The 26,535-nt window shown below is 40.9% G+C and carries 27 protein-coding genes; 10 read left to right on the plus strand and 17 right to left on the minus strand.

Translation table 11 applies throughout. The features are described from left to right. The first annotated feature begins 21 nt into the window (after positions 1-21). Positions 22-777, plus strand: a complete 756-nt coding sequence (locus tag N780_RS14985) for a MerR family transcriptional regulator (protein ID WP_036785925.1) — start codon at positions 22-24, stop codon at positions 775-777. 50 nt (positions 778-827) lie between these two features. On the opposite strand, the gene N780_RS14990 is transcribed toward N780_RS14985, so the two are convergent. From N780_RS14990 to N780_RS15005, 4 genes are all read right to left on the minus strand, one after another. Continuing rightward, a complete protein-coding gene (locus N780_RS14990; RefSeq protein WP_036785928.1) occupies positions 828-2,120 on the minus strand; it encodes a DUF4309 domain-containing protein in 1,293 nt (430 codons plus the stop codon). Further along, a complete protein-coding gene (locus N780_RS14995) occupies positions 2,117-2,665 on the minus strand; it encodes a sigma-70 family RNA polymerase sigma factor (protein WP_232299552.1) in 549 nt (182 codons plus the stop codon). Before N780_RS14995 ends, N780_RS14990 begins: the two co-directional genes overlap by 4 nt. A 129-nt stretch (positions 2,666-2,794) precedes the next feature. Continuing rightward, entirely contained in the window at positions 2,795-4,213 is a 1,419-nt protein-coding gene (locus N780_RS15000) for a SpoVR family protein (RefSeq protein WP_036785930.1), read from the minus strand. A 77-nt stretch (positions 4,214-4,290) separates the two neighbouring features. Then, complete coding sequence (locus N780_RS15005; protein WP_036785933.1) at positions 4,291-5,520, minus strand: TolB family protein; 1,230 nt, start codon at positions 5,518-5,520, stop codon at positions 4,291-4,293. 284 nt (positions 5,521-5,804) lie between these two features. Here N780_RS15005 and N780_RS15010 point away from each other — a divergent pair, with 284 nt between their 5' ends. From N780_RS15010 to N780_RS15025, 4 genes are all read left to right on the plus strand, one after another. After that, entirely contained in the window at positions 5,805-6,353 is a 549-nt protein-coding gene (locus N780_RS15010; RefSeq protein ID WP_036785934.1) for a DICT sensory domain-containing protein, read from the plus strand. 76 nt (positions 6,354-6,429) lie between these two features. Then, positions 6,430-7,026 (plus strand): ECF transporter S component, encoded by a 597-nt coding sequence (locus N780_RS15015; RefSeq protein ID WP_232299550.1) that lies wholly within the window; start codon positions 6,430-6,432, stop codon positions 7,024-7,026. After that, the gene (locus N780_RS15020; protein ID WP_036785937.1) at positions 7,023-8,252 is read left to right on the plus strand and encodes a methyl-accepting chemotaxis protein; all 1,230 of its coding nucleotides are present in this window, start codon (positions 7,023-7,025) and stop codon (positions 8,250-8,252) included. Before N780_RS15015 ends, N780_RS15020 begins: the two co-directional genes overlap by 4 nt. A gap of 63 nt (positions 8,253-8,315) precedes the next feature. Then, positions 8,316-8,990 (plus strand): DUF421 domain-containing protein, encoded by a 675-nt coding sequence (locus N780_RS15025; RefSeq protein WP_036785940.1) that lies wholly within the window; start codon positions 8,316-8,318, stop codon positions 8,988-8,990. A gap of 26 nt (positions 8,991-9,016) precedes the next feature. Here the strand turns inward: N780_RS15025 and N780_RS15030 are convergent, their stop codons facing one another. From N780_RS15030 to N780_RS15050, 3 genes are all read right to left on the minus strand, one after another. Further along, positions 9,017-9,991: a nuclease-related domain-containing protein gene (locus N780_RS15030; protein WP_052115110.1), complete on the minus strand. Its 975-nt coding sequence runs from the start codon at positions 9,989-9,991 to the stop codon at positions 9,017-9,019. An 882-nt stretch (positions 9,992-10,873) separates the two neighbouring features. Further along, positions 10,874-11,485 (minus strand): YhcN/YlaJ family sporulation lipoprotein, encoded by a 612-nt coding sequence (locus N780_RS15045; RefSeq protein ID WP_036785949.1) that lies wholly within the window; start codon positions 11,483-11,485, stop codon positions 10,874-10,876. A gap of 105 nt (positions 11,486-11,590) precedes the next feature. Beyond that, positions 11,591-11,779, minus strand: a complete 189-nt coding sequence (locus tag N780_RS15050; protein ID WP_036785950.1) for a hypothetical protein — start codon at positions 11,777-11,779, stop codon at positions 11,591-11,593. A gap of 158 nt (positions 11,780-11,937) precedes the next feature. Between N780_RS15050 and N780_RS15055 the strand changes: the two genes are divergently transcribed. After that, a complete protein-coding gene (locus tag N780_RS15055; RefSeq protein WP_036785952.1) occupies positions 11,938-12,195 on the plus strand; it encodes a YhdB family protein in 258 nt (85 codons plus the stop codon). 89 nt (positions 12,196-12,284) lie between these two features. Here the strand turns inward: N780_RS15055 and N780_RS15060 are convergent, their stop codons facing one another. From N780_RS15060 to N780_RS15070, 3 genes are all read right to left on the minus strand, one after another. After that, entirely contained in the window at positions 12,285-12,803 is a 519-nt protein-coding gene (locus N780_RS15060; RefSeq protein WP_036785954.1) for an NADPH-dependent FMN reductase, read from the minus strand. A 145-nt stretch (positions 12,804-12,948) separates the two neighbouring features. Next, positions 12,949-13,671: an SDR family oxidoreductase gene (locus tag N780_RS15065; protein WP_036785956.1), complete on the minus strand. Its 723-nt coding sequence runs from the start codon at positions 13,669-13,671 to the stop codon at positions 12,949-12,951. Between the two features lie 20 nt (positions 13,672-13,691). Further along, positions 13,692-15,254, minus strand: a complete 1,563-nt coding sequence (locus tag N780_RS15070; protein ID WP_036785957.1) for a bifunctional GNAT family N-acetyltransferase/carbon-nitrogen hydrolase family protein — start codon at positions 15,252-15,254, stop codon at positions 13,692-13,694. Positions 15,255-15,392: 138 nt separating this feature from the next. Here N780_RS15070 and N780_RS15075 point away from each other — a divergent pair, with 138 nt between their 5' ends. The 4 genes from N780_RS15075 (at position 15,393) to N780_RS15090 (ending at position 18,628) form a co-directional block, all read left to right on the plus strand. Then, a complete protein-coding gene (locus tag N780_RS15075; protein WP_036785960.1) occupies positions 15,393-15,788 on the plus strand; it encodes a hypothetical protein in 396 nt (131 codons plus the stop codon). A 14-nt stretch (positions 15,789-15,802) separates the two neighbouring features. Next, positions 15,803-16,414 carry a gluconate 2-dehydrogenase subunit 3 family protein gene (locus tag N780_RS15080; RefSeq protein ID WP_036785964.1) on the plus strand — a complete coding sequence of 204 codons (612 nt, stop codon included), beginning with the start codon at positions 15,803-15,805 and terminating at the stop codon, positions 16,412-16,414. Then, positions 16,395-17,948 (plus strand): GMC family oxidoreductase, encoded by a 1,554-nt coding sequence (locus N780_RS15085; RefSeq protein WP_052115111.1) that lies wholly within the window; start codon positions 16,395-16,397, stop codon positions 17,946-17,948. The genes N780_RS15080 and N780_RS15085 overlap by 20 nt, the downstream gene beginning before the upstream one ends. An 80-nt stretch (positions 17,949-18,028) precedes the next feature. Continuing rightward, positions 18,029-18,628 carry a TetR/AcrR family transcriptional regulator gene (locus N780_RS15090; protein ID WP_036785970.1) on the plus strand — a complete coding sequence of 200 codons (600 nt, stop codon included), beginning with the start codon at positions 18,029-18,031 and terminating at the stop codon, positions 18,626-18,628. A gap of 292 nt (positions 18,629-18,920) precedes the next feature. Here N780_RS15090 and N780_RS15095 read toward each other — a convergent pair whose 3' ends face one another. The 7 genes from N780_RS15095 to sigI form a co-directional block, all read right to left on the minus strand. After that, on the minus strand, positions 18,921-19,646 hold the full coding sequence (locus N780_RS15095; RefSeq protein WP_036785973.1) for an ABC transporter ATP-binding protein: 726 nt from the start codon (positions 19,644-19,646) through the stop codon (positions 18,921-18,923). Between the two features lie 19 nt (positions 19,647-19,665). Beyond that, positions 19,666-20,688, minus strand: coding sequence for an ABC transporter permease (locus N780_RS15100; RefSeq protein WP_036785978.1), 1,023 nt, complete (start codon positions 20,686-20,688; stop codon positions 19,666-19,668). Then, entirely contained in the window at positions 20,657-21,871 is a 1,215-nt protein-coding gene (locus N780_RS15105) for an ABC transporter permease (protein WP_036785981.1), read from the minus strand. The genes N780_RS15100 and N780_RS15105 overlap by 32 nt, the downstream gene beginning before the upstream one ends. A 37-nt stretch (positions 21,872-21,908) precedes the next feature. Further along, positions 21,909-23,531: a DUF6583 family protein gene (locus tag N780_RS15110; RefSeq protein WP_036785984.1), complete on the minus strand. Its 1,623-nt coding sequence runs from the start codon at positions 23,529-23,531 to the stop codon at positions 21,909-21,911. A 195-nt stretch (positions 23,532-23,726) separates the two neighbouring features. Continuing rightward, positions 23,727-24,104, minus strand: a complete 378-nt coding sequence (locus tag N780_RS15115; RefSeq protein WP_198135870.1) for a DUF1499 domain-containing protein — start codon at positions 24,102-24,104, stop codon at positions 23,727-23,729. A 176-nt stretch (positions 24,105-24,280) separates the two neighbouring features. Next, positions 24,281-25,570 carry an anti-sigma factor domain-containing protein gene (locus N780_RS15120; protein WP_036785991.1) on the minus strand — a complete coding sequence of 430 codons (1,290 nt, stop codon included), beginning with the start codon at positions 25,568-25,570 and terminating at the stop codon, positions 24,281-24,283. Next, complete coding sequence (gene sigI / locus N780_RS15125) at positions 25,567-26,307, minus strand: RNA polymerase sigma factor SigI (protein ID WP_036785994.1); 741 nt, start codon at positions 26,305-26,307, stop codon at positions 25,567-25,569. Before sigI ends, N780_RS15120 begins: the two co-directional genes overlap by 4 nt. Positions 26,308-26,535: the final 228 nt, after the last annotated feature.

A 26,535-nucleotide genomic window follows, 5' to 3' on the forward strand; every position in this document is an offset into this window, starting at 1 on the left:
TTTCGAGGGAGGAAATTTTAAATGGAATACTTATCAACAGGAGAGGTGGCAAAGAAACTGAACGTATCCTTACGCACTCTTCGTTATTATGATCAAATTGAACTGGTGACACCATCACACAAAGAAGAAAACGGGAGGCGCTATTACTTGAAAGAAGATGTGTTCAAGCTTGAAAAAGTCCTTCTCCTAAGAGCTGCCTCGCTATCACTTGAAGATATTCAAAAAGTCCTGCATCGTATCACAATCAAGAAAACCCTTTCGATCCATAAAGAGCAACTTCAAACAGACATTACACACCTTCAGCAATCCCTTCAATTTACCAATGAACTTTGTAATACAGTACAATTAGAAGGAGAAGTTCAATGGAAACATTTGCTTCCTCTCTTCTCCACAGAAAATCAATCTACCAAGGGAAAACAAAAGAAAGAATGGATGGAAGAGTTGTTTACAGACGAAGAAAGAGTAGCACTAGATCAGCATCTCCCTACTATGAATAGTGACTCTCCAGAAACAACGAAATGGATCAATCTCATTAAACGAATAGAAATTTGTTTAGAAGAAGAGAAACACCCTGATTCGAAAGAAGGTCAACTCATAGCACTAGATACCTTGATGCTTTCGAATGACACATTTAAAGGGGACCATGCTTTAGCCGAAAAGTTCTGGGAAGCGCGTAAATCAGAAACAGCCTCTTCCGGCCTCAATTTATACCCTGTTAGCCAGGAGATTCTCGAGTTCTTAGAAGAAGCTCTATCTCATCACGAAGCAACTATGTAATTTTTCCATATAAAAACCACGCAAAAGCTAAAGCTCTTGCGTGGCCCATTTTATTTCTTTGCTTCCCAATCCTCTAAGAATTCATCCACTTTTTCAATCTCTTTCGTTCGCAACAACACTTCTCCTTCATCATCGAGAAGCAAGACTTCCCCATGTTCGCTAAGATTATAAGTTAAGAAAACCTGTAGCATTACATTATATATAGATGGTGCTTGCTGATTTGGTGATTCCTGTATGGATAAAGAATTAGAAAGCGCCAAACCTCGATGTTCTTTCATCACATCTTGCATTCCTTCAATTTCATCTTCCCCTTCAACATATATGGCACTAACCGTACCTTTTTCCTTAGGTAAGAAAGATTTCATAAACTCTTCTTCTAATTCCGGTGTATCGTATTCAATATAATCTACGGTTTTACCATCTGTCTTATACTTCACATCCAAAAGGTCATATTGTTCTACAAGGCACGTATCTCGTTCGCTACAAACAATATCCATAGAGCTCGTTGGTTCTCCGTACTTTGCTTTCACACTCTTCATCGTTCGAGGAACGTCCATTTCCTTTGTTTTGGCTACCTCTACACGGATCTCGCTCACTTTATTTTCTTCGCCTATAGAAACACCCATCACTGTTGTTTTTCCTTCCTTGTATACTGCATATGGAGGCCCATGGTCTGAACTAGGACTGTAAACATCCGGCTCTCCTAATTGTTCTAACACTTTGTTAAAGGAATCCCCTAATGTAATTCCACTAAGTGTAAACTCCCCTTTCTTTTGTTCTGGTTCTGGCGATTGGTATAAAAGAGGAAGGAAGTCTTTCAGATCTTCTAGTTGATCTGTACGATAGATGAGCTGATCATTCTCAGAGTCAAACACATAGGCAATTGGAAAATACATTCCCTCTGGCCTTGGATTACTTGCTAGTATGCGTCTTGCCTCCATAGACTTATCAGAAAGGAGGCGTGTCTCCTTCATATAGTTTTCCATAGGTTGTTTATTATAGAGATACTTCCACTCCTTATCTTCTAACTCTCCCTCGTCATCGATGACAACCATTTCATATCGAAGGTCTTCCTTTGCTTCTTCTTGACCAAGGCCTGACTGATCCCCTTGAGTTAAATCCATTTCTCCACTTCCAGCATAAACAACAAACAATATAAGCGCCGCCATGCCCACTATACTTGCACCAATTTGAGCGAAACGCTTAGGCCCGTTCATAGAAAAACGCTTTTTCTTATGACTCATCACATACTGTTTCGTTTTTTCTTTATCCGCCTCAATATCTTTTAGAGATGTTTGCTTCATAGACTTCCGAAGGTTCTTCAATTTGTCATCGACGCTCATTCCGATTCCTCCTCGTACATGGATTTGAGCATTTTTCGCCCACGATTCAATCGCGTTTTCACCGTATTCACCTTCACACTCAACACGTCAGCGATCTCCCGAATCTTCATATCCTCAAAGTAATGCATAAAGATGACTTCCTTGAATTTCGTTGGCAGTGCCAGTACGCGTTCGGACAATACCTGATCTTCCATTGATTGAAAGGTAATGGATTCAGGGTGATTTTCTTCAACAGCCAGGTTATCTTGTTTATGATTTTCAAACGTTAAGAAAGACCGTATTTTCTTCTTCCTTAATTGATCTTTACATTTATTAACTGTAATCCTGTACAACCAAGTTTGTATGCTAGAATCATTTCGAAACGTATCAATCTTGTGGTAGCACGTTAGGAAAACATCCTGCGTAATCTCCTCAGCCAGCGCATGATCCTTTACATAGGTATATGCAAGCCAGAGAATCTGCTGGTTATATTGGTCAATCATTCGCTCAATAAATTGTTCTCTCATCTCTTCATCCTGAAGCATTTCCTGTATCTCCCCATCCATAAGTTCCAAGGTGGTACTCCCTCCTCCCTTTTCACTACCTTTGACGTAAATATTGGAAAAAGGTTCCCGTATGTACTAAACAAATTTTAACAAATAAAAAGAGACCGCGCGTGACGGTCCCTCTCCTTCTTAAGATATAAACTTCCTCCCAACCTTCTTCCCTTCATACGTAAATAACACGCTACGCCCCTCAACCATCGTTTGCATATGAACAGTGCGGCCCCATAGCTGATACAAATAAGGAAGAACACGCTCTAGGTACGTCAGGTCTAACTCCACGTCTTCAAAATGATGCATTAAATACAGCTCCCCATTTCGTAAGTAATCCCCGTCCTGCACGGTGATATATGGGAAACCTCCATTCACTCGCATGGTAACGAGCTGATCGCGAACGGCTTGGTAATCTTTTTCCGTGATCTTATAATCCCTGCCCTGCTTCTGGAACAAATACAAATCTTCCTTAAAGCAAAGGTCTTTGGTTAGATAGTTTCGAATAAATGAGATGTCTGATTCAATCTCACGCACCTCATACATCTTCTCTCGACCAGACCCTGGTTTCACGCCATTTGCTTTCATCTCTTCAGTCGGATTATTATACCGCTCTTCAATATCTTCGAAAATCTTAAGCCCTAAATAATACGGGTTGATCTGCGTACGAGAAGGTTGAACAACACCTGCATTGAGCTTAGCAAATTCAATGGACTCATCACTTGTTAAATCCATTTCGCGTAAAATACGTGCATGCCAATAGGAAGCCCAGCCTTCGTTCATGATCTTTGTTTCAAGCTGAGGCCAGAAATAAAGCATCTCCTCGCGCATCATGGTTAAGACATCACGTTGCCAGTCTTCAAGTTCTCGACTAAACTCTTCAATGAATAGAAGAATATCTTTCTCCGGTCGAGGCGGGAATTTCTTACGCTTTTTCTTTGGTTCCTCTTCTTTTTTCTTCTTGTCATCAAGAGTCCACAAATCATCATATGGTGTAGCTCTTGGTGTCTCCTCCTCTTCCTCTTCAAGGTCCTCAAGCGACCATGCTAGCTTCGGGCGGAGGAGTGATGGATCGATATGCTCCTGAATCGCTAGCACCGCATCAATGAACTCTTCGACATTTTTACGGCCATGAACCTTCTCATAATGAGCAACACGCTCAGCCGTTGCCGACATCTTCTCCACCATGTCACGGTTTGTATTTTGAAAACGAACATTATTTTTAAAGAAATCACAGTGCGCCAATACGTGAGCAACGATAAGCTTGTTTTGCACTAAGCTATTTGTATTCAATAAGAATGCATAACATGGGTCAGAGTTGATGACGAGCTCATAAATTTTACTTAATCCCAGGTCATAATGCAGTTTCATTTTGTGATACTGTTTCCCAAAACTCCAGTGAGAGAAGCGCGTCGGCATCCCGTAAGCTCCAAATGTATAAATAATATCAGCCGGGCAAATTTCATAACGCATTGGATAGAAATCAAGCCCAAATCCTTCAGCGATCTCGGTTATCTCATCGATCGCATATTCAAGCTTTTTATTATATTCACTACTCACATCGATCTCCCCTTCATACAAGTCTTATAACAATTGTATGAAGGAGGTTGTTTAGGAATGAACGTTTTTCGGAAGTGTTATGGTCGATAAAACGAGATTTCACTCACATTTTCAAGCCATTTCTCTGCATTTGTGCCATCCTTGTCCGAAGTCCATACATCCAGATGTACATCAGTAAGACTCTCTCCTCGTAACCAAGCAAGCTTGTCTTCTTCCTTTAGATAGACTGGATGATAGTCTCCCTGCCCCTCTTTCGGCGAAGTAATTTGAGTTTGTTTCTGGTTTTTAATATGAATGGTATATAACGATGGCTTCGGACGCATGGCAGGATCATTTGACCATTCCGCTTCTTTCACCCGGGAGGTAACAAGCTCTTCATCTGACATCCATGTAAAATCAAGCTCTGCATACTTATTTGGGGTAAGCGAATTCGAAGCTGGGAACTCCTTAACTTTCATGTCCTTATCCTTAAATCCGAAGACAAGCCGCCCGCTCCCTCCAATATAAGCGAGTATGTCTTTAGTAGGTGCCCACTCAGGTGTTCCAACTCCCGTAATGACCTCATCGACTACTGAAAAATCAGACCCGTCTGTCCGAATCGCACTAAGCATATTGCTGTCCATAGACCAGGAAGCTGTAGGGTACACAATAAAAGAAACCCATTTTCCGCTAGGGGAAAAGCGAAAAACCTCGGCCCCAATTGCAGGAATTTCCGCTTCACCACTTTGCAATTGCTTCGGAATCGTAAAAAACGTTTCCGCTTCTTGATCGATTGTGTCAACGAGCTTGTCTGGAAGTCTTTTTTTATAAAGAATAGCATGGGTCCACCCATTTGGGGTAAGCGTTGCATTTGAGGACAATAAAAATCCATCTCCCTCCGGAAGCCACGTATAACCCCCAACTCCAACTGAAACATTATAGAACTTGTTTAAGTCCGAAACACTTAATGCCCCTCCATGTTGAAACGCAATTCGATTGTCCGTAGGCGACCATTGTGGATTAAATGCATTTGTATATACTTTCTGTTTCTTTTGATCATCGATATGATAGGTCCAAAGTTCATTTGAAAGTTCTCCTTGCTCATTCAATACACCTTTTTGCAAGAAAGCAACATATTGACCATCATGGGACCAAATCGGCTTACCTGTAACCGTTTTGGTGTGCGTTACTTTCTTCTCATCACCATTCTGAACGACCCATAAATCACCGTTCCTCACAAAGGCAGCTGTACGATCTGCATCTTGAGCAAACCCAGCAGTTGGAATCATTATAAGAAGAGCCATAATACTTGCCATTATATATTTCATAACCGAATCTCCTTTAGAGTAGGATAGTCTTACCTTTTCACCAGACGTTATGAATCATACAAACTAAAAAGTTTTACGTTTTTTATTTTTTATGTTTAAACCGTTTTTAATGGGGTAAATAAACTTTGATACATTAGTGAGGTAACGTATGTATAACTCTGTTCTTCTTCTAGATCTACATAATTCGCTTTACAGCCCGTTTAGGCGGCTGCTTTTTTTTGACCTCATTATAGTCCTTTAGGCTCACTATTGAGGAAAACACTACATTATTAGGAGGAATTTAGATGGATGTAAAGAGTTTATCCCTGTTCAAAGAATGTTTCGGTGAAGTAGAAGGTGCTACAGACAAATTAAACGATGCTTCCCTTTCACAGTTAAATGCTCGTTCACTTAAGTACGAAACGAAAGTACCTCAGCTCGAGTATATGTGCTTAATGATGGAGAATATGGTTTTGACAAAGAAACTAGAAGGAAACGTCTATGCTGGTTTTCAAAAGTTCTCCCGTGCCAAGAATGTAATCGATCGCTTCCAAGCCATGACAGAATACAGCAATGTGTACATTTTTGGAGAGAATGATGCTGCTATGGACCCTAACGATGGCATTAACTATATTGAAATTCCATCAGAAAGTGAACTTATGCGCGAATGGTTCCTTGTGATCGACTCACCAAAGTTTAAATCAATGATGGTCGCTTATGATATGGAAGGTTTCGGTACACATGAAGTCGAAGAAGACCGTAAATTCCGAGGGATGAAATCGTCAAGTCCACGCGTCATCGATAAGGCAACTGGTCTTCTGGCTCCACACACTAAGCCAACACCTATCGCATAAGGTCCTGAACAAGATGGGCAATCCTACATATGATTGCCCATTTATTTTTTCTATTTAATCAATAAAGGAGATTCCTATGACTAAATTACAAAAAATGACCGCAATCGGAATTCTAGCGGCCATCAGTATGATTTTATACTTCTTTAAAGTACCTCTTCCATTTTTCCCGATATTCCTAACCCTTGATGTGAGTGATGTCCCAGCTCTTATTGCAGCTATAACGATGGGCCCAATCGCAGGAGTTATGGTTCAATTGCTAAAGAATATATTAGAGTATTTGTCCCATGGCAGTTATGTCGGACTTCCCATTAATCAAATCGCCAACTTCCTTTCAGGCGCTTTAATCGTTGGTTTAATCGGCGGCTTGTATCATTACCAAAAGAAGCTTAACTGGAAAAGCTATGCGTTGTCGATCACAGTCTTCCTAACAGCCATGTTTTTTTTGAATTACTATTTCATTCTACCTACCATCATGAATCTTCTAGGACTAAATATGAATCAATATTTAACTTCTTTCACCGAGGCAAACCCATTTGTAACCGACTTCCGCACAGCGGTTTTATTTGTGATCATCCCTTTTAACTTGATTAAGATCTTGTTTGTGTACTCTGTTGGACTGCCATTTTCCTTTAAACTTCAACGAATCTTACAGAAAAGGAGGCTTATTGCATGAAGATGACATTTTCCAAACAACTGATTATTCCTATTTGTACACTACTTATCTATGGTCTAGCATTGTCCTTTTATAATTTCTATAGCACAAACGTTTTCTTCGCAGTGGGTGGATCTGTTTTCGCTTCAGTGATCTTAGCAGTCCTTTACCTGATTATCTATAAACCTTCCAACAAGAGAGAAACAATGGACTCTGTACCTAATGAAGAAGATTCTGCAACGAACACAAACGCCATCCAAACGTCTTTAGAAGAGCTCCGTCATTTAGAAACCCATATTGGTCATATGAATTCCATGAACAGCCAAGTAAGCTCTTCTTCAGAACAAGTCAATGATCAGCTGATGGAAATGGTTCAAGACATCTACCAACAACAAGACCACATCAACCATTTTGGAGATCAGCTTGGTAAAATTAATGGTATGATTCAAAATTTAGATGCCATTATTGAAGTCACAAATGCTACGACTGAGGAAGTAACCGAACTTTCCAATTCAGGTAAACAAAAAGCAGACGACTTTAATCTCGTCTTTTCTAAAATTATCACGATTACCAAACAATTCGGCGAATATAATCAACAACTTCTTATCAAGATGAAAGAAGTGACACAAGCACTCAGTAGCATAGAGTACATTTCAAATCAAACGAACTTACTTGCTCTTAACGCATCAATTGAAGCGGCTCGCGCTGGTAGTCACGGAGCAGGATTCGGTGTTGTAGCAGAAGAAATCCGGAAGCTCTCCACCCAAGTAAAAGGAAGTGCTGAAACCATTGAGAAAATCGTTACGGACGTAAATACGAGTATTGCTGATCAAGAAAAATCATATGAGCGCGATATACATGTATTAGAAGAGGGCAAACAAAAAGGCACGCAAATGATTCATATTTTTGATGATGTAATCACAAGCATTCGGACCCTTTCTGCTCAATCACTTGAGATCAAAAAAGATTCAACAGAAGTCGAATCAGAAAATCAGCGCCTGATTGACATGATGCAAGAAGTGATGAACCTCACAGAGGGGCTAACTTCTAAAACGGAAGGCTCCTCAGAACTTACAATGGAGCAACAATCCCATTTAATGGAGCTAGAAATGACAGTCTCAACAATGGTCAATCATATCGAAACCATCCAAAGTAATCTGGAGGAACATTTAGATCATTCAGGTAAAATCGCTTGGATTCGACCAGCTGAGATGAAAGAAAGAGGTCGCATGAAGGTCGCAAAATAACGTGCATACATTTCACTTCCCAACATAGACTAACGTTTAATGTTGTTGGGAAGGCGGGATCGTATGTTTAACTTTCTTCCACCGTTGATACTGATTTTTGTCTTATATATTCTCGTGGTTCGCTTATTGGGAAAGTCAGCCCTCGCCCAATTGACCCCACATGATTTTGCAGCCTTGTTTTTCCTGGCCTATGTGGCTTTTCAACCGATACAAATTGATACATATTTCCAATCGTTTATCGGAATTATCGGAATCGGACTAACCCACTACGCTCTCTCTCGGATGAGTCTAATGGATGGCATTAAACATCTTATAATTGGACAACCAACAGTATTAGTCCGAAACGGGGTAATCTTACCGGAAAACTTGAAGAAATCAAGGTTCTCCTTAGATGAATTGCTCTCTGTTTTAAGAGCATCCGGTCATCCACGCGTGAAGGAAATTGAATACGCCTTTTTAGAACCAAACGGAGACGTAAGTGTCATCCCGAAACGTGAGAGCGCCCCACTTACCCCTGCTGATATGGGAATGGAATTACCTTATCAAGGGATTCCTTTATCTGTAATCGTTGAAGGGAAAATTCAGCACCGTAATTTATCTCTTATTGAAAAAGATGAAACCTGGTTACTAGAACAACTCAAAAAACAAAATTATACTTCAACGCTTCCGATCTTTTTCGCCTATGTCTTAGACGGGGACAACACTATCCACACCAGCGAATATCCACCACCGAATTAAACGCTCAAGGCATCTTGAGTGTTTTTTTATTGCCTAATGAGTTCTTCTATGTTGGAGGGTCTGACATAGGTTAAAGCATTAGTAGAACCTGTATAAGAAAGAGGCATCCGACTTAACAGCTTCGAAATAGCATGTCTTGAATCGAGTCCGAGGAAATGTTGACACGTTTGGTTTGTCAACGTAGAACCATATAATAAAAAATAATCCGCTACGGCGAGTCTATGTGCCATGCGAGAGCGAGTCGTACAAGCAGGACATTCCCAAGATAGCTTCTCACGAGTCATACTATATTCTTTACATGTAGGACAACGGATTCCTGTTTGGATATGAGAGGAAGGAATAGAAAACGTTTGAAGGATATCAGAATAATAAGGGCGATGTTTTTGAAGTAATGACTGTTCGAGGGGAGTTAAGGAGAACGACTTTTTGTTTTCATAAGAGGCGTGTAGTTTTTTTATTCGCTCCACGGTCACATCAAGGTGTGTAATAGGAACGGAGAGTGTATCTTTAAAGTTTAACTCAGCGTTAGGATTGCTAATTGCAACTAGAGGAAGTAAGGGATAAGTGTAGACTTCATGGACATGGAGCCACTGTTTGAGTTGAGAAAGCTGCCGGTTAACTTGAGCCAAAGGATTTTGGTACCTCTTAATAATCCCATTTTTCACAACCGTAAATTGGCCTGATTCATCATCTACTGTAATAACACCAGCCAGATTCTTCACTTCAATCAAAAAACCAACTTGAGGTGTAAGGATAAGGGTATCTACTTGAAACGATTTCCCATGTACGCTCAAACGAAGATCATGAAAAATTCGATATGTGGAGAATGGCAAAAAACCTAAAAAATAATCTAAAGCCTGTTCCCCTCTATATCCAGCCCACCTTTTATTTATATCCATTTCAATCGTGTCACGTTTTGGATGATTTTGAGGCAATCGTCTAAGCAAAGCCTCAGTTTGCCTAATAACAGGAGGAACTGTTCTCTTTTTGACATTTACCAATAAACCACTTCCTTTCACCTATTAATATAACAACAATTACCGTTTAGTGGAAAAGATTAGTCTTACATGAAGTTAAATTTTCTCTGAGCTTGAGTGTGTGGTGAGAATTGGGCCGATCCCCCATAAACTTGAGTCGCTACAGTTATACTCCCCATTCGCCCCATTCACTTGAGCCGTTTTTCTCAAATCTTGAGCCACTTCTCCCTTTCTTGAGCCGGCCTCTATTCAGCTTGAGCCGATTTCTGCTGACTCGAGCCTGATTTTCTTCTACTTGAGTCAATTTCCGCTCAGCTTGAGCCACTACAGACCATCTTGAGTCTCTTTTACCAAACTCGAGCCGCTCCACATGAACTTGAGCCACTTCAAAAACCAGCACTGGCCACTTGAGTCATTTTTTCCAAATCTTGAGCCACTTCTCCTCTTCTTGAGCCGGCCTCTATTCAACTTGAGCCGATCTCTCCTCACTCGAGCCTGATTTTCTTCTACTTGAGTCAATTTCCGCTCAGCTTGAGCCACTACAAACAATCTTGAGTCTCTTTCACCAAACTCGAGCCGATCTCCATGATCTTGAGCCACTTCCCAAACCAGCACTGGCCACTTGAGTCATTTTTTCCAAATCTTGAGCCACTTCTCTTCTTCTTGAGCCGGCCGCTATTCAACTTGAGCCGATCTCTCCTCACTCGAGCCGATTTTTTTCCTACTTGAGTCAATTTCCGCTCAGCTTGAGCCACTACAGACCATCTTGAGTCTCTTTTACCAAACTCGAGCCGCTCCACATGAACTTAAGCCACTCCCCTGCCTCAAACAACCAGACGCACCCAAACCAATACAAAAACCCCCGCTCCAGCGCGTAGGCGCTCAAAAGCAGGGGCTAGCTAAAAATTAGTTCGCTTCAGGGAAGATACGGTCGACCATCTGACCGAATTCTTTAAAGAATCCTCTTACAGGTTCGCCATTTTGGACATCGCGTACGTAATCACCTGTCATGTCAAAGAAGTCTGGATTTGAAGAAACAAATACGTTATTAATGTCTTTGTCTGCTTCTTTTGCTGCTTTTGAAATTTCTTTCTTTAGGTCGTCATTTAGTTCTTTTGTGCTTTCGCCCTTTTTCACAACAGCTACATATGCATTACGGTCTGTTTTTAGCACGTATGCACGCTTCACCTCATCAATATCTGCTGTAATCTTGTCCGCAACTTTGTCCGCTACGCTGTAACGACGGTTGTCATCTCTGTCGTCTTTGTATGTGTCTTCATTTCCAACATTTTCTTCACCATAGTCCTGGCCGTTATTCATTTGGCCGTTGTAAGGACCGTTGTCGTAGTCGACTTGGTTAAATCCGTCCTTTTGAGCATCGTAATTTTGTTGGTTATGAGCACTTTCGTCATAGTTATTGCCTTGAGTACCCATGCGGGATTCTTTATCCCCTTCAGCTGAACATCCAAATAATACTGCCGCAGAAAGAATCGTAACGCCTACTAATTTAATCTTCATGTTGGTACCTCCTAGTTGTATTTGTGCCCTTAGTATGGAATCGTTCATATGGCTTTATACAAAAACAAGCACGACCAATTTTTGGACGCGCTTGTATAATCCACCTTAATGATTTCCCGGGTTCTTAAGCTTTGATTTACTTCCCTTTTTTGAACGGTATTCTGTGTTTTTATTGTTATCTCCAGAAGCGATTTCTTTGCCAAACTCTTCGTTCATTTTGCCACCTTTTAGCTTTCCTGTTCGTTTAGGTGAGTTCTGATTTTGGCTTCCTTTACTTCCGTTTCGGCTTGTCATAGTTCATCACTCCTTTTAGTTGTCATACATATATTATCCTAAATGAATGTCTCAACTATTCAGGCATTGTTTGACAAGATCGCCAACAACGTTAAAGAGTTAGGAACTTCATTTTGGTCAAACTAGAAGTAACCCTTTTTGAAAGGGGCAATGCCTCAATGACAGTTTATATAGCTGATTATGATAAAGCTTTGTATTTCACACTTTGGGGGCAATGGGACGACTTACTGATCTTAATGGTACGAACGAAAGATGATTTTCTCTCGAAGAAAATCGAATCGTTCCTTCATTCGTATCATTATTCCCAAAATGATCAAGAAGTTATGACATCGCATGAAGATTTAATGCACTATATCGATCACGCGATGATCCATATGCCCGCCTTTTCTATAACAGAGTATACAGAAGAAGTTTAGCATCTAAGGTGCTCCTTAAAATGGAGCACCTTTTTAAATGAATATAAAAACCCCCGCAGCTTAAACTGCGAGGGGCGCCCTCTCCCTTGTTACTTTACATAGCGATCTAAATAGCTTTTAAATTCATCTAACACAAATTGAACCTTTTCTGTCGCCTCTTCTGTTAGACAATCCTCTTCTCTTAAAAAACAATGCGGATCTAGAACGAGTTGATTAGGAATAACATTCGCATAAAGTCCACGACCAATGATTCTCATTTGGTTAAGGGAATTCATTCCGCCCTTACCACCACCTGCAACGGAGAAAAGTAAAGTCGGCTTATGACGGAAGTGATCACCGCCAAGGAAATCCAAACAATTCTTTAAAGCTCCGCTCATGCCACTATGATATTCTGGAGAAAGCCAAACAAAAGCATCGGCTTCCATCGCAGTTTCTTGTAACAATTGAACTTCAGCAAGGTTTCCTTGCTCTTTTTCCCCATTAAACATAGGTAAATTCATCGTGCTTAAATCCACCAAATGAGCATCTAACCGTTCGGCTACATGTTTTGCCGCAATACGTGTGCGGCCGTACTTTCTTGGTGTACCATTTATAACAACAATGTTCATGGTCTTCCTCCTTTGCAGTCTGGCGATCTGATATGTATACGTTGCCAAAGAAGGGGCTTCCTCAAATCATAACACTCTTTAAAACGTTTTACAGTCCTAACGAATTAAAGCGGTCAGCTACGGAATAGCTGACCGCTTCTAGAATTTACGTTCTTGGATATTCTTGAACAAGTGGGTGAAGATGCATTTCATCGATTTGCATATGCTTAGGGGCGCTCGCCATATAGACTGTTGCTTCTGCAATGTCTCCAACTTTTAGCCAATCTTGTTTCTCGGGAACACCTTGTTTCGAATCAGCAAAATAGGAATCAACCATCCCTGGATTGATCGTGCCTACACGAACACCGTATTCTCTCACCTCTTGAGCTACAGCTCCCATAAATCCTTGAACGGCATATTTTGTTGAAGTGTACAACGAACCATTTGGAATCGTGTAGCGGCCCACATCAGAAGAAATCGTTATAACTGTACCTGCTCTTTGCTTCTTAAATGTAGGAATCAGAGCCTTGGTGCATAAAAACACACCTTGTACGTTTATTTCAAACGCCTTTCTCCACTCTTCTACCGTAACCTCTTCTACAAGTTTGAACATACCAATTCCTGCGTTATTGACTAAGACATCTACCCGGCCAAACGCATTTTTCGTTGCTTCTACGACATGATCCACTTCGTCTTCATTACTTACATCGGCTTGAAAGGACAGGATGTCTCCGTACCCCTCTTCTTCTAATTCTTGTTTCGTCGTGTGAATATGATCTGAACTTCCGAGTATGGCAAGTTTCGCACCCTTTGCAGCGAACTGTCGAGCAATTTCTTTCCCTATTCCTCTAGAAGCTCCTGTAATTATGGCAGTTTGTCCTTCGAGCATTCTCGATCACCCCTGATCTTTTATTCGTTTTCTACCACTTCTGTCGTTAAGTTCTTATAATTCGTTTCAAACAAATCCTTGCGGCGGTCACGAAGTTGTCTGACCGTTCCAGACTTACGTTGACGTCTTAACACCTCAAGATCTACATCTCCTACAACGACTGTTTCAGTGTTTGGTTGGCTCTCTCCTACAATTCCATCTCTTGCAAATTCAAAATCCGATGGTGTAAAAATACCTGACTGCGCGTATTGAACGTCCATGTTCTCTACTTGCGTTAAGTTCCCAACCGTACCTGCAATGACCGTGTATACTTGGTTTTCTACAGCTCGCGCTTGAGCGCAATAACGTACGCGCAGGTAACCTTGCCTGTCATCTGTACAGAATGGGCAAAAAATAATATTAGCCCCTTGGTCTACAGCATAGCGGGATAATTCAGGGAACTGAACATCATAACAGACTTGAATGGCAATCTTACCACAATCCGTGTCAAACACTTTCACCGTATCGCCAGCTTGTATGCCCCACCACTTCTTTTCATTCGGTGTTACATGAATTTTATATTGCTTTTCAATCGTTCCATCTCTACGGAACAGATAAGCAATGTTATAAATTTGATCCTGCTCTTCTACAAAATGAGAACCACCGATAATGTTGACGTTATATTTCACCGCTAAATGAGTGAACAATTCAATATAATCTTCCGTGTACTCTGTTACTTTTCGAACAGCTTTAGATGGAATCTTCTCATTGAACAGAGACATCAGCTGTGTTGTGAAAATTTCTGGGAACAAAGCAAAATCTGATCCGAAATCGCTTGCAACATCAACGTAATATTCTACCTGACGTGCAAATTCATCAAACGTGTTAATATTCTTCATCATATACTGTACCGCTGTAATACGTACAGGGTAGGAGGTCTTAAAATAACGTTTCGTCGTCGGGCGATAGTCTACATTATTCCACTCCATCAGCGTTGCATACTTGCTAGATGCTTGGTCATCAGGTAAGTAGTTCGGATTTACTCGCATGACCGTGAACCCATTCATAATCTGGAATGTTAATACCGGATCATAGATGTTTTTATTCATAACCTCTTTTACATACGTACGAGGCGACATTTGATCTTCGTACTGATGGTAGTTCGGGATTCGCCCTCCGATGATGATACTTTTCAGATTCATTTGCTGGGCTAATTCTTTTCTCGCTTCATATAAACGGCGACCGATCTTTAATCCTCGGTACTCTGGATGAACCATGACTTCAATCCCATAAAGGTTATACCCTTCAGGATCGTGATTCGTGATGTACCCCTCATCAGTAATGTCATCCCACGTGTGCTGGTCGTCATACTCATCAAAGTTTACAAGGAGGCTTGAACAGCTCCCAACAATCTCTCCATCAGCTTCTACACAAAATTGTCCTTCAGGGAAGTGCTCTAGATGACTCTTTAAATGGGCTTCTTCCCAAGGTTCCATATCTGGAAAACAAATCGATTGCAAATTCATGATTGGCTTAATATCTTCATGCCTTATATTTCGAACAATAACTTTCTTCTCAAATTGGGATAAATCTAACTTTGACATGACTCACTTGTCCCTTCTGTCAAAAATTTCACTCTTAACTATCGTAATCCTAAAACTCCTCATCTGTCTAGGTGGATGATGTATAGCGTCCCCATATTTGCCCAAAAATAGATGTAAATACATAGATGAGGTGACCGTATGTTAGAAAACTGGGATTCATGGACGTTAGGGAAAGTACTAACCCTCCTCCTAACGCTAGGTATATTAATGATCTGGATGCAAATTGCCGTTTATCACCACAGAGGTAAATTTCATAAATGGCAAATGTGGATCCCCGTTTTTGCCTTGCCATTCTTTGCATTAACTAGTTTCCTTGTGGTTGTCTTCCCTTATTCTTGGGCAGGATGGTTACAAACCATTATGTGCAGTCTGATTATCTTAGCAGGCCTGTACGGCGGTATGTTACATATTAGAGCCATTGCAGGTCGAACGGGCGGACTTCGATATGAGAATTTGCAACTAGGTCCTCCTTTTGTTCTCCCGTTTACAGTAGCGGCATTTGCTGTCATTCAACTATTCAACCTATGGTATTAAAGGAGTAAATAATTATGGATAAGCATCCAAAACGAACGCATTACCCAACTTATGACGTTATGAGCGAAAAGAACGAATGGGATCCTGTTACTCAGCAGGTGTTATTCTCTCGCATCCATCCATCAGAGGGTTCCATTTTAACGCCTGATATGAAGCGCACCTTACAGGCTTTAGCTAAAACGTTATTTCCCTCCCATCTTGGAGAACAAACCTTAAGCCTGACGATGGTACTCGATCAAAGGTTAACCGCTAAGAAGCTTAAAGCTTTCCCAAAAGGGGCCAACCTCTCCAAAGAAGTGATTATTTTAAAAGGGTTAACCTTTATGGAACAAGAAGCCATAACAGAACATGGGAAAACCTTTTATTTACTAGATGAAAAGAAAAGAAATGAGCTCGTAAGAAAATGGAGGAGCAGTGATGGCGATCCATCTATTTGGGCTGAGGTGCATAGCGATTTATTCTTCTCTACTGTGTCAGCTGAAATTGTAAAAATTATTTACTCAGACCCTGCTATTTGGTCTGATATCGGTTATGGAGGTCCTGCCTTCCCAAGAGGATATTACGCATTTGGCCCTCACCAGTTTGATGAGTGGGAGGCTAAGCCTCATGGCGAGAACCTCATTTGATGTTTGCATCATAGGGGCCGGAGCAGCAGGTTCTGTCATCGCAGCGCATTTAGCCAATACGAATCTAAATGTTGTTATGCTTGATGCAGGACCTCATCGCGACCCTGAAAAAGATTTCGCAAGTGATGAATTAGAAATGGAGAAACTGTTCTGGGATGAGCCAAGAGTCAGTGCCGGACAAGACCCCCTCGACTTACACAGAAGCACTTCCGGGAAAGGTGTAGGAGGGAGCGCGGTTCATTACACAGCTCAACTTTTACGTTTTGATAAAAGTGACTTTAGAACGAAAACCACAGAAGACATCGGAGAAGACTGGCCGATTTCTTATGAAGACGTCCTCCCTTATTATGATTACATGACAAAACGTCTTTCCCTTTCAGGCCCAAACCGATTTCCATGGAAAACTTTTGGCGATCATTTCCCATACCCTGCTCATCATGACCTTTCAAACAATACATTGAAATTTCGTGAAGGCTTAGAAAAAATCGGGATGAATCACGCTGTTTCTCCTCTTGCCATTCTGTCAGCACCACTTGAGGATAGACATCCTTGTATTAATCGAGGCTTTTGCGAAGAGGGCTGTATGCCTGACGCTAAGACTACACCTTTGAACACCTTTATACCAGAAGCTTTAAAAGGTGGTGTTACCCTTTTGCCAGAAGCAACTGTTACATCACTTGCCACCGATCAATCAAAACGTGTGAAGACCGTCCACTATAAATTAGACGGACAGATACATGAAATTGAAGCCAAAATTGTCGTTCTGGCAGCTTATGCAATTGAGACTCCGCGTCTTTTGCTCCATTCAAGAAATGCTGACTTTCCTGAAGGTTTGGCAAATTCTTCAGGGCTTGTAGGAAAATATTTAATGACAAACACAAATGATCATATCATCGCTAAGTTCCCTGAAGAGATCCGAATGTATCGAGGCAATCCCGTTCAGGCACTATCCATGGATCCCTATTTAAGTGGTCAAGAGAATGGATTTAAGCGAGGGTTCATCTTAAATTCTTATGGTATGCGACCTGTTCGCTTAGCCTCCCTGTTTCTAGAAAACGACGAAACATGCATTGGTGAAAATATGCGAATGAGGATGCTTGACTATAATCATTTCACAAGCTTTGCGATGCTCGGAGAAGTCATTGCTCAAGCGAGTAATCAAGTTGCCTTAACGGATCAGCTTGATGAGAATAGGGTGCCCATTCCAAAAGTGACTTTCTCTTATCATGAGAACGATGTGCTTATACGAGAACATGCCAAAGAAACATTAAAGTCGATAGCCATAGCAGCTGGAGGTGAGCCTCTGTATCATCTAAGAGCGCACGCGCACCTTATGGGCGGATGTCGTATGGGGGATGACCCTCAATCCTCCGTGGTGAATAGTTACGGCCAAAGTCATGATATTGAGAACTTGTTTATCGTAGGAGCTCCTACCTTTGTGACTGCTCCTTCCGCCAATCCCACCCTCACCATCTACAGCTTAGCTAAGCGTTCTGCCGAATATATTGAAACTTTCTCTAAAAGAATGGGGTGAGATGGGGTGAGTTGATTTGAACTAAATGAATTGATTTGCTTCAAAACCCAAGGTATGATGGGGATGAAGAGGTGGAGCCAATGAATGGTTTTGAACGAAGAACAGAACTAAAGAAGAAGAAAATTTTAAATACAGCTTTTGAGCTGTTCTCTAAATATGGCGTTCAGAAAGTGAGTATCCAGGAAATCGCTAAGTCTGCCCAAGTGTCCCAAGTAACCATCTACAATTATTTCGGGAGCAAAGATCAACTTTTGCTTGAAGCCGTTAAATCGTTTGGTTTTGAACGCCTGAAGACATTTCAGGAATTAATAGAGGACTCCTCTCTTTCTTTTAAAGAAAAAATTCGTCATATTATAACATCGAAAACAACAGATATGCTGAACTTTGACCTCGATTTCATCCAAACCCTGATGTCAAACCAACCAGAAATTAAGAAATTCGCTAATGAATTTGCTCAAAACCACTCTATTCCTTTGTTCATGAAACTGATTGAACAAGGCAAAGAAGAAGGCGTAGTGGATCAATCTTTATCTGGGAATATCATTATGTTTTACATTAATATGTACAACCAAACTATGCGCAGCCACAGTGAATTTTCCCAGGATAAACAAAGCACGCAGCAATTCACTGAAGAAATACTCCAATTATTTTTCTACGGCATTAGTGGAGCAAGAGAATAGTGATTTGAACACACCAAACGCACCTAAAACGAAAATTCAAACCGGACGAAAAAATTTCCACTCATGAAGTAGCTGCCACGTGCTCATATTAAGAGTACGCTTCGCATCACAAACGGAGCCATTCCATGAAGGCGTTCACTAAACATAATCCTTCATTCAAAATTCTGATTGCCACTCTTTCATGCTGTAAGGGTTCCAGATGGTAAGCGATTGCTCATTACACGGAATTGAAGTACTGGAGGAGCGGCTCAAAAAAGGGCTCTCTTGCTTAAGCAAGAGAGCCTTTCTGTATTTATACATATTGGAGAATACGCGTGAGTTCATGATCTTCTTTATAGGAATTCATTAAGTTGGCTTTTTCTTCTAATAACCGCCTCTCGCTTCCTTGGAAAACCGGCTTACCTGAAGCAAATACCATATATTCATCACTTAATTGCCTTAACTCATACCAGTCGTGGCTAATATAGAGAAGTGTTCTACCTTCCTGATGAAGTTTCCGAAGCCAGCCAATGATATCTTCTTTCGCAGCTAAGTCCACACCAGCTGTTGGTTCGTCCAACAAACATATGGAAGGGTTCTTTAACATTCCAACACAAATGTTCACCTTCCGCTTCCATCCCCCTGAAAGACGGTCGATCCGCTGATCCCATACTTCGTCTAGACGCAGCGTTTGAACCATTTCATCTATAAAGGCCTCTTCCACTCCTACAGGCTCTAGTTTTTTCCAGAATGATAACTGTTCTTTAACAGTCAGTTCTTCATAGAGGGCGATCTCCTGGGGAACGTATCCAATTTCAGCGCGAACACGCCGGATTGCCTTTTCATAAGGTTCGCCGGAGAAAGATACCGTTCCTTTTGATGGTCTTTCTAATGAGGCAACTAATTTCAAAAACGTAGATTTTCCTGCGCCATTTGGTCCAATAATCCCTACAGAACTCCCTTCCTTCACTGTGAGGGAAAATGGATTAAGAATATTTTTTCTCTTGTACCGTTTAGACACATCATGAAATTGAATCACTTTCTTCCCCTCCTTTCGGTTACGGCTTATGAACAAGCCAGCTATGAGGCCACGCTAAAGTCAAACCAATGTCTGCAGCAGTCAATGTAAAAGATCCTAATGCTAGCACTATGAGTACTATAACGGTCCACCTTTTACGCCCTAGTCCCATGAAAAAGAACCACGTAATAACAAGAGTCGTTCCCAACACAACCACAGCCCATGCACTCCATTCTGCAATGAACGGAAGTGGCGCAGTGGAGAGAAAGAATAACGCAATCGTGGCAGGAAGGAAAAGACCAAGACTCATTACAACCATTACTAGGAAATGGCCCGCAAAATAAGAGAAGGTAGTATGTTGAGTAATCATAATGCGCTGAAGTCGCCCTGTGCGTTGGTCTGCAACTAAAGTTTTCAAGAACAAAATGGCCACAACCCAAGCATAAAGAAAGTACAACTCTATAGTGACCATTTGCCACGAAGCAAGAGTATATGGTTCTTGAGCAAGAGCCTCAGAGGATCTCTTCTTAAAATCCATCTGAAACAAAGGGTCAGGCTCCCAAAACTGATCAGCATATTGAAACCCTTTTTCAAACGAAACAGAAGAGCTTTGTTCTAGTGTGTTCCCCGCTTTGGCATTTAACGAAATCCTCATTAACTCTGCCCCTATGGCTTCTTTCGCAAAGACATCAAGCGTTGATTCATTAGAACGAACCCATGTAATGGTTTCTTCGATTTCTCCATTTTGAAGCGTATCTTGGAACCCTTTCTTTATAATAAACGCAGCCTCAATTTCCCCTTTTCGCACACCTTTCTCTGCCTCAGAGGAACTCATGGATATCACGCGAAGTCGATCCGCTTCCTTTACTCGCTTCAATACGGTTGTTGAATATAAGCTCTCATCCTCATCAACAATCGCCACTGGGACGGCTGTTTCTTCAGCCGCTTTTTGAAAGAAAGGATAAGATAAAATGGTCACAAGTAGCGGGAATAAAAGTATGAAAAGCGCGAGACCAGGACGTTTCTTCCATTTATTTAGATGTAAAGACAGATACGTAAGCATCCCGTTTCTCCTTCCTGAACCCAACTAAAAGCGCTAGAGAACTGAACGCAGTCCCCCATAGGACCAATCCCTTATATGGCATACCGTAACTATCCTCCACAAATGCTATACGGAACACGTCATAAGTTAATGCAAATGGGGTTCCCTTTTGGTAAAGCCACTCAGGCAAATAAATCTCAGGAACAATCGCTCCTGCACTGATCATCCCAATAACAGAAATGCTCACTAAAACGAGTGACCTGACGCTTGGCGGGACATTCAATCCATACAAGCAAGCAGCGAATGCAGATAACCATAGCGCCACGATCAACAGACCTACGTGAAGACCTATTGAATAGTGGACAGGGAAATTCATAAATGCAATGCTTGCCACACTAACCTCTAGCACAACGAGGAGTACGAGCCACCATTTAAGTTGTTTAACAATGACCTGATGCATGAAGGTAAGGTTCACCATCCTCCACCTCCTACTCATAGAGGTAGAATCGGTGCCGCCATCTAGAGCTTGATACAAGATCGTGAAGAACATTATAAAGATAAAGACTATAGCGATAATGGCATGAGTCTTCCACCCCACACTCGCTCCGCTGATCACTCTCTCTTCTTCAAAAGCTTCATTCCGATCTAAAGCAAAAAGCGTAAATGTCACAATTGCTTCTTGTAGTTTCTGATTCCGTTCGTCTCTTGGTAATTGTTTAATATGTAAATCATATACCGCGTTCACGGCACTTTGAGATGCAGAGATGTACTTGGCACCACTTTCAAGCAGAACAGTCAACATCGTTGAATCAAGAGGCTTGTCTTGATTTGTCATGACGGTAATCGGCTCATTTTCCCCGACACGAAGACTCTTCGTGAACCCCTTTGGAATGGTCATAATCCCGGCAATATCCCCACGCTCAAACGCTTTAAGTGCTTCTTTCGTTGTCATGGGCTCTAATCGGAGAGCACGCTTCATCCGCTCCTCTTCTGATAATTGATTGACGAGAGATTTCGTTTCAAACGTTTGGTCATGATCTACAATCGCAGCTTGAATCTGTTTCTCTTCATCTTGAAAGAAACTTTGGATGCTTAAGAATGCGATAAGTATAATGGCAAGTGGAATAAAAAAAGATAAAAAAAGAGGGGCAGGCCGACGAACGGTTGCCCTCATTTCATATCTCCATAACGAGAACCCATTCATACGGTCTGCCTCCTTTAATACGGTCAGATTTCACAACTTAGAATCCACCTAAGCCACCAAACCCACCTAATAGTGAACCAATGTGCTGTTGGAAATTACCCTCGATCTCTTGCCCAATCTGCTGTAATTCCTGATCAGATTGATCCATTACACGTACTGTATTTCCTTCTTTTAACTCAGGGAATGATAGGTCATCAGAGAACGTGATGTTCTGTTCAACATTCAGTTCGATATCAGCTGCCATGTCTCCCATCATTGGATCATTCATACTAAGGTTAAGACCATAATCGACCTTGCGATTGAAGCTGTCTTCCCCTTCTTCAGTCGTCTTCATATTCACAAATCCAGAAATGCTTGGGATAGGTTGTTGTTCAAACATATCACCAGTTAGTTCAACATTGAAGTCTGTTTTAGAACCTTCTTCTGTAAGATCAGAATTTAAAACGAGGGTCATATCGAATGTTTCAGAAGGCATGTCTGATTTCACGCCAATAGTGTGGTCTATATGCATTCCATCTTTACTCGATTTTCCGTCTTCTTTATAGCTAAAGGTAAACGCACCCTCTTGGCTCTCTGGCATAAACTTCATGTCTACAGTGCTAGTATAGCGGTCTTCGTCCTCTTTAACATAATCACTTGTGATCTCCATTGCCACTTTCTCTTCATTTTCTGGTTGAAGAGCCATGTTCCATGTTTGGTGAGCGACTAAATCGTCTTTAAGATACGCTTCGATCGTAATACCACCAGGAATCTTGATGGAATCAACATTTTCGATCGCTTGATTTATATCAGCTTTCATATCTTCTCCAGATACAGAGTTGACCCCTTGCTGAAGAGCTGCTTGTTGGTCAAGGATGTCCCAAATGCGCTCATCTTCTTTTAACTGCTCAAGAACAGCAACAAGCATATCATGCGCTTCTTCTTCACTAATCTCTACGGTTACTTTATCGTATTTCTCTCCTTCAAAAGTAGCACCTTCATTAAGAGAGAACTGTTCTTCGTTTAACTGTTTCCCTAAAGTCAGTACATAATCTCTAACGATTTCTTCTGTTTCCTCAGCGGTCAGTTGCATTTGAGAATATTCCGCTATGTTCGGAAGCTCATTAAGACCTTCACTTGACTCGCCCATACGTTCTACAAATGCACCTAGTTCATCATTACCAAGCGCAAAGTACTGATCGTATACAAACGGTGCTTGTACAGCCGCAGTTTCTTTGTTTTGGTAAAAGTTACCGTTAGCAATGCTGTTACCTTGCATCGTTAAATCAGCACTTGCAAACGTTTCTTTTGATTCTGGGTTAATCTTTGAATTATACTCTAATTTCAGCGTGGAAAGAATTCCTTGAATCATCCCCATTTGAGGGAAAGCTTGTTGAATTTGTTGCCCATCTACTTTAAGATCCATCGTTACATTTCCATCCGTCTCATAAGCTTCTTCTAGCTGACGGTCATAAATTTCTTTATTACTTCCTGTGTACTCTTCCATACGCTCCATCTGGTCTTCCATCGTATTCTTCTGAGCTTTCATGTACATCGTCATCGGGTTTGAATCTTGTAACATTCCGTACGCCGTAGCACCAAAAGCTCCAATTACGACAATCGTTAAGAGCGTAACAAGCCACTTGTTAACGCCCTTTTTCGCTTGCTGATGATTGCTCATGTATCTCTCCCTTTCTGTCCTCCTGATAAAATGGTTAATAGTAGTTTCTACGAATATATGAGGAAAAGGTTTCACAGATTCGTAGATAATGTAAAAGCCTTACTCATTATACTATTATGTAAATTACCAGGAAAACACCGTTACAGAAAAAAGAGATAAAATAGGAAAAAAGCCTCTAAAATAGAGACTTTTCTGTTATTGATTATATAATTCTCGAATTTCTTCCATACGCGAACGATTTTTGCCAAGGTCTGAATATCCTATTCGTGAAGCCGAGCGAAAATGGACTACTTTCGCTGATTCATCAAGATAAAATTCAACATCATCCGTAAAACGCAGAATCTTTGTTTTAAACGTTGCATGAATGTAATCTTCTCTTTCTTCCTCTATCGATACGCGACCATATTCTTCTAGAATGGTTTTTAATTTTGCCTTTGTCTCCTCACGTGTCTGTTTAAAAGGCAGAGGCTCCATTTTCTTTGAAGCATCTTCTGCCTGAGTCGAAACACAGTTTGGCGAAGAAGGGCACGCAGCTAATTTTCCATCTTGAACTCCTAGTTTAGAATTAGACAAGATTCAACACTCCTTTTTTACTAGCATACCCAAATTCCCACACGTTGCCTACTTTTTGATAGGCTATCCTTCTAAATCCACACATACTAAAAAAAGACTTCTTCTAAGGCGTTCCCACTTTCCGCCTTAAAAGAAGTCCTTCTCATCTGTTCTTTTTCGTTCTATGTCCATTACTTCTACTTATCTTTGCCATTCCCGTTATTGTTATTATGGCTATTGCCTTTACCATTGCCGTTGTTACTGCCATTGCCTTTGCCGTCATTATTGCGCTTCTTTTCACTCTTACCATTAGATTTATGCTTATCTTTTGTTTCTTGGCTATCCAATGAGTGATAGATATCCAAGACACGTTTCTTGATACCTGGGGGCAATGAATTCCAATCATTATAAGACTGAACTTTTTTCTGTAAACCTGGTGGTAGCTCTTGAATGATTTCTTGTTTTTTCGATACAAGATCGGAAGGAAGACCCACGCTTTTCCCAGGCGGATCTTCCTTTTGCTTCTCTTGTTTCGCCCACCCTTTTTCTTTACCAGCAGGATTCACTGGATCTGTAGAAGGGGTAGATGGTTCGAGTTCTTTCTTCGTTTGAGGTTCAGGTTGTTGCTTTGGTTGTTCTTTTTGTTCTTTTTCTTCTTGTTTTTCATCATTCGATGACGGTTTCGGTTCATTTTCTTGAGTCGATTCTTCTTCAGATGATGAATCAGGCGCTTCTACTTGAGCTTTATTATAAAAACTTTCAAACGCTTTGACTTCATTCTCGGACATCTGAATGGTTTGATCACTCTCCATATTTTTAGACTGGGATAATTGGAACGATTGAGCAAGCATCTCGTTCATCGATTTCCCATCATTTTTTGCTTGTTCACGTATCGATTTAGGTACGGCGAACGTCGCAATATTCATACCTGTTACCGAATGATTTTGGAAGTAGTGATCAATAGTTTGAAGAACGTTTTCCTCTTGTCGAACCGTGCTTTCATGACTCACGCCAATCATAACACTCTTTTTCTCGTTTATAAGACCAATCTCTTTGCCTGTTTCTATGACGGTAAACGTAACCTTCTCAACAGCTTTGTTCTCCCAATCCGTAACCTTCTCAACAATTAGGTTAGCTTTATCATTGAGCGGCATCATCTCGATGACTTTCATCTTGTTATTAACCTTCATCTCAATGCTTGGATTCATTTCAATGTTGACATAAGCATACGCTCGATTTGAATCAATCCAAGAATAAAGAGGAAGAATCGCAATCAAGAGTGCTGCAACCATAGCGATAAAACGAACATTTGGTTTCAATACATCAGGGAATACCTGACCAAGTTCCTTACGCTCTGGTAACGGCTCAAATGAAACTTCATCTCCAGGTTGGGAAGAATGAATGGCTTTAGCTTTGTAAAAGGTACCTTCACTCGTCATTACGATGGTATATCGTCGGTGTTGTTCCATGACAACCCCTTTTTTCACAGGCCCACCCCCTTGATATAATCTTTCAAATATACGTAATCCTCATTCAAAATGATGAAAATAGCTAAAACAAACTTTCGGTTCCGTTCAAGTGTCTTCTTACTTACTTCAACTTCATTAATCAGTTGTTTCATAGGGAGCTTTCGTTTTTCAAGCACGAATGTTTTCATTTCTTCATGGTGATAAACCGTACGCGCCACGTGGATGGCTGATTCTCGTGCATCACGGTGCTTAGGTGCCACCTCTGTAAGTTCTTGAAATGAGAGTTTAAACTCTTTCAACTTTTCACTGAAATCCTGTATTTCAATGCGACGGTACCAGCTTTCTGTTTCAGATTGGTAACGTTCCTTAGCAGCTTTAACCTCTTGAGGGTTTTCCATTTGCTCATCATCTTCATACTCCTGATCTAAAGAAGCTACTACAGGATTATTCCGATCATAACGAATATAGTCGATGACTTTACGCTTAACTACAAGTTTAGCAAAGGAAAGAAATGAACTTCCTTTATCAGCTGAGTAGGAATGCATCGCTTCATTAAAAGCCATTAAACCAATACTGAACTCATCATCTTTTGTAGGATCTATATATCTTTTACATACTTCTGATACACTTTTGGCGATAAAAGGTTGATATTTTTTAATAAGATGGTTTTGAAGCTCTTCATCACCTTCTTGAACAAGTGCTACTTGTTCTTCTAGTGACCCATCCTTTTCCTTTTTCCACAGACGTCTGATCAACCCTCTTCACCTCCAGCTATTATAAATTTCGCTTTGGTTGATCTTTTTTTGGGTGTTTTTGAGATCTTTTTTGCAGTTTTGTTACAAAAACATTTCACTTAATGTCATAATCAAGCCATGAATTTCCTATCATGGCGCGGGTTTAGCCTTAATCAATATGGGTATCATACAACATATTTCGACCTTTATCTACAGTAGATTCTAACCATATTCTTACACCCCTACAGC

It is taken from the genome of Pontibacillus chungwhensis BH030062, assembly GCF_000770675.1.
Lineage (GTDB): Bacteria > Bacillota > Bacilli > Bacillales > BH030062 > Pontibacillus > Pontibacillus chungwhensis.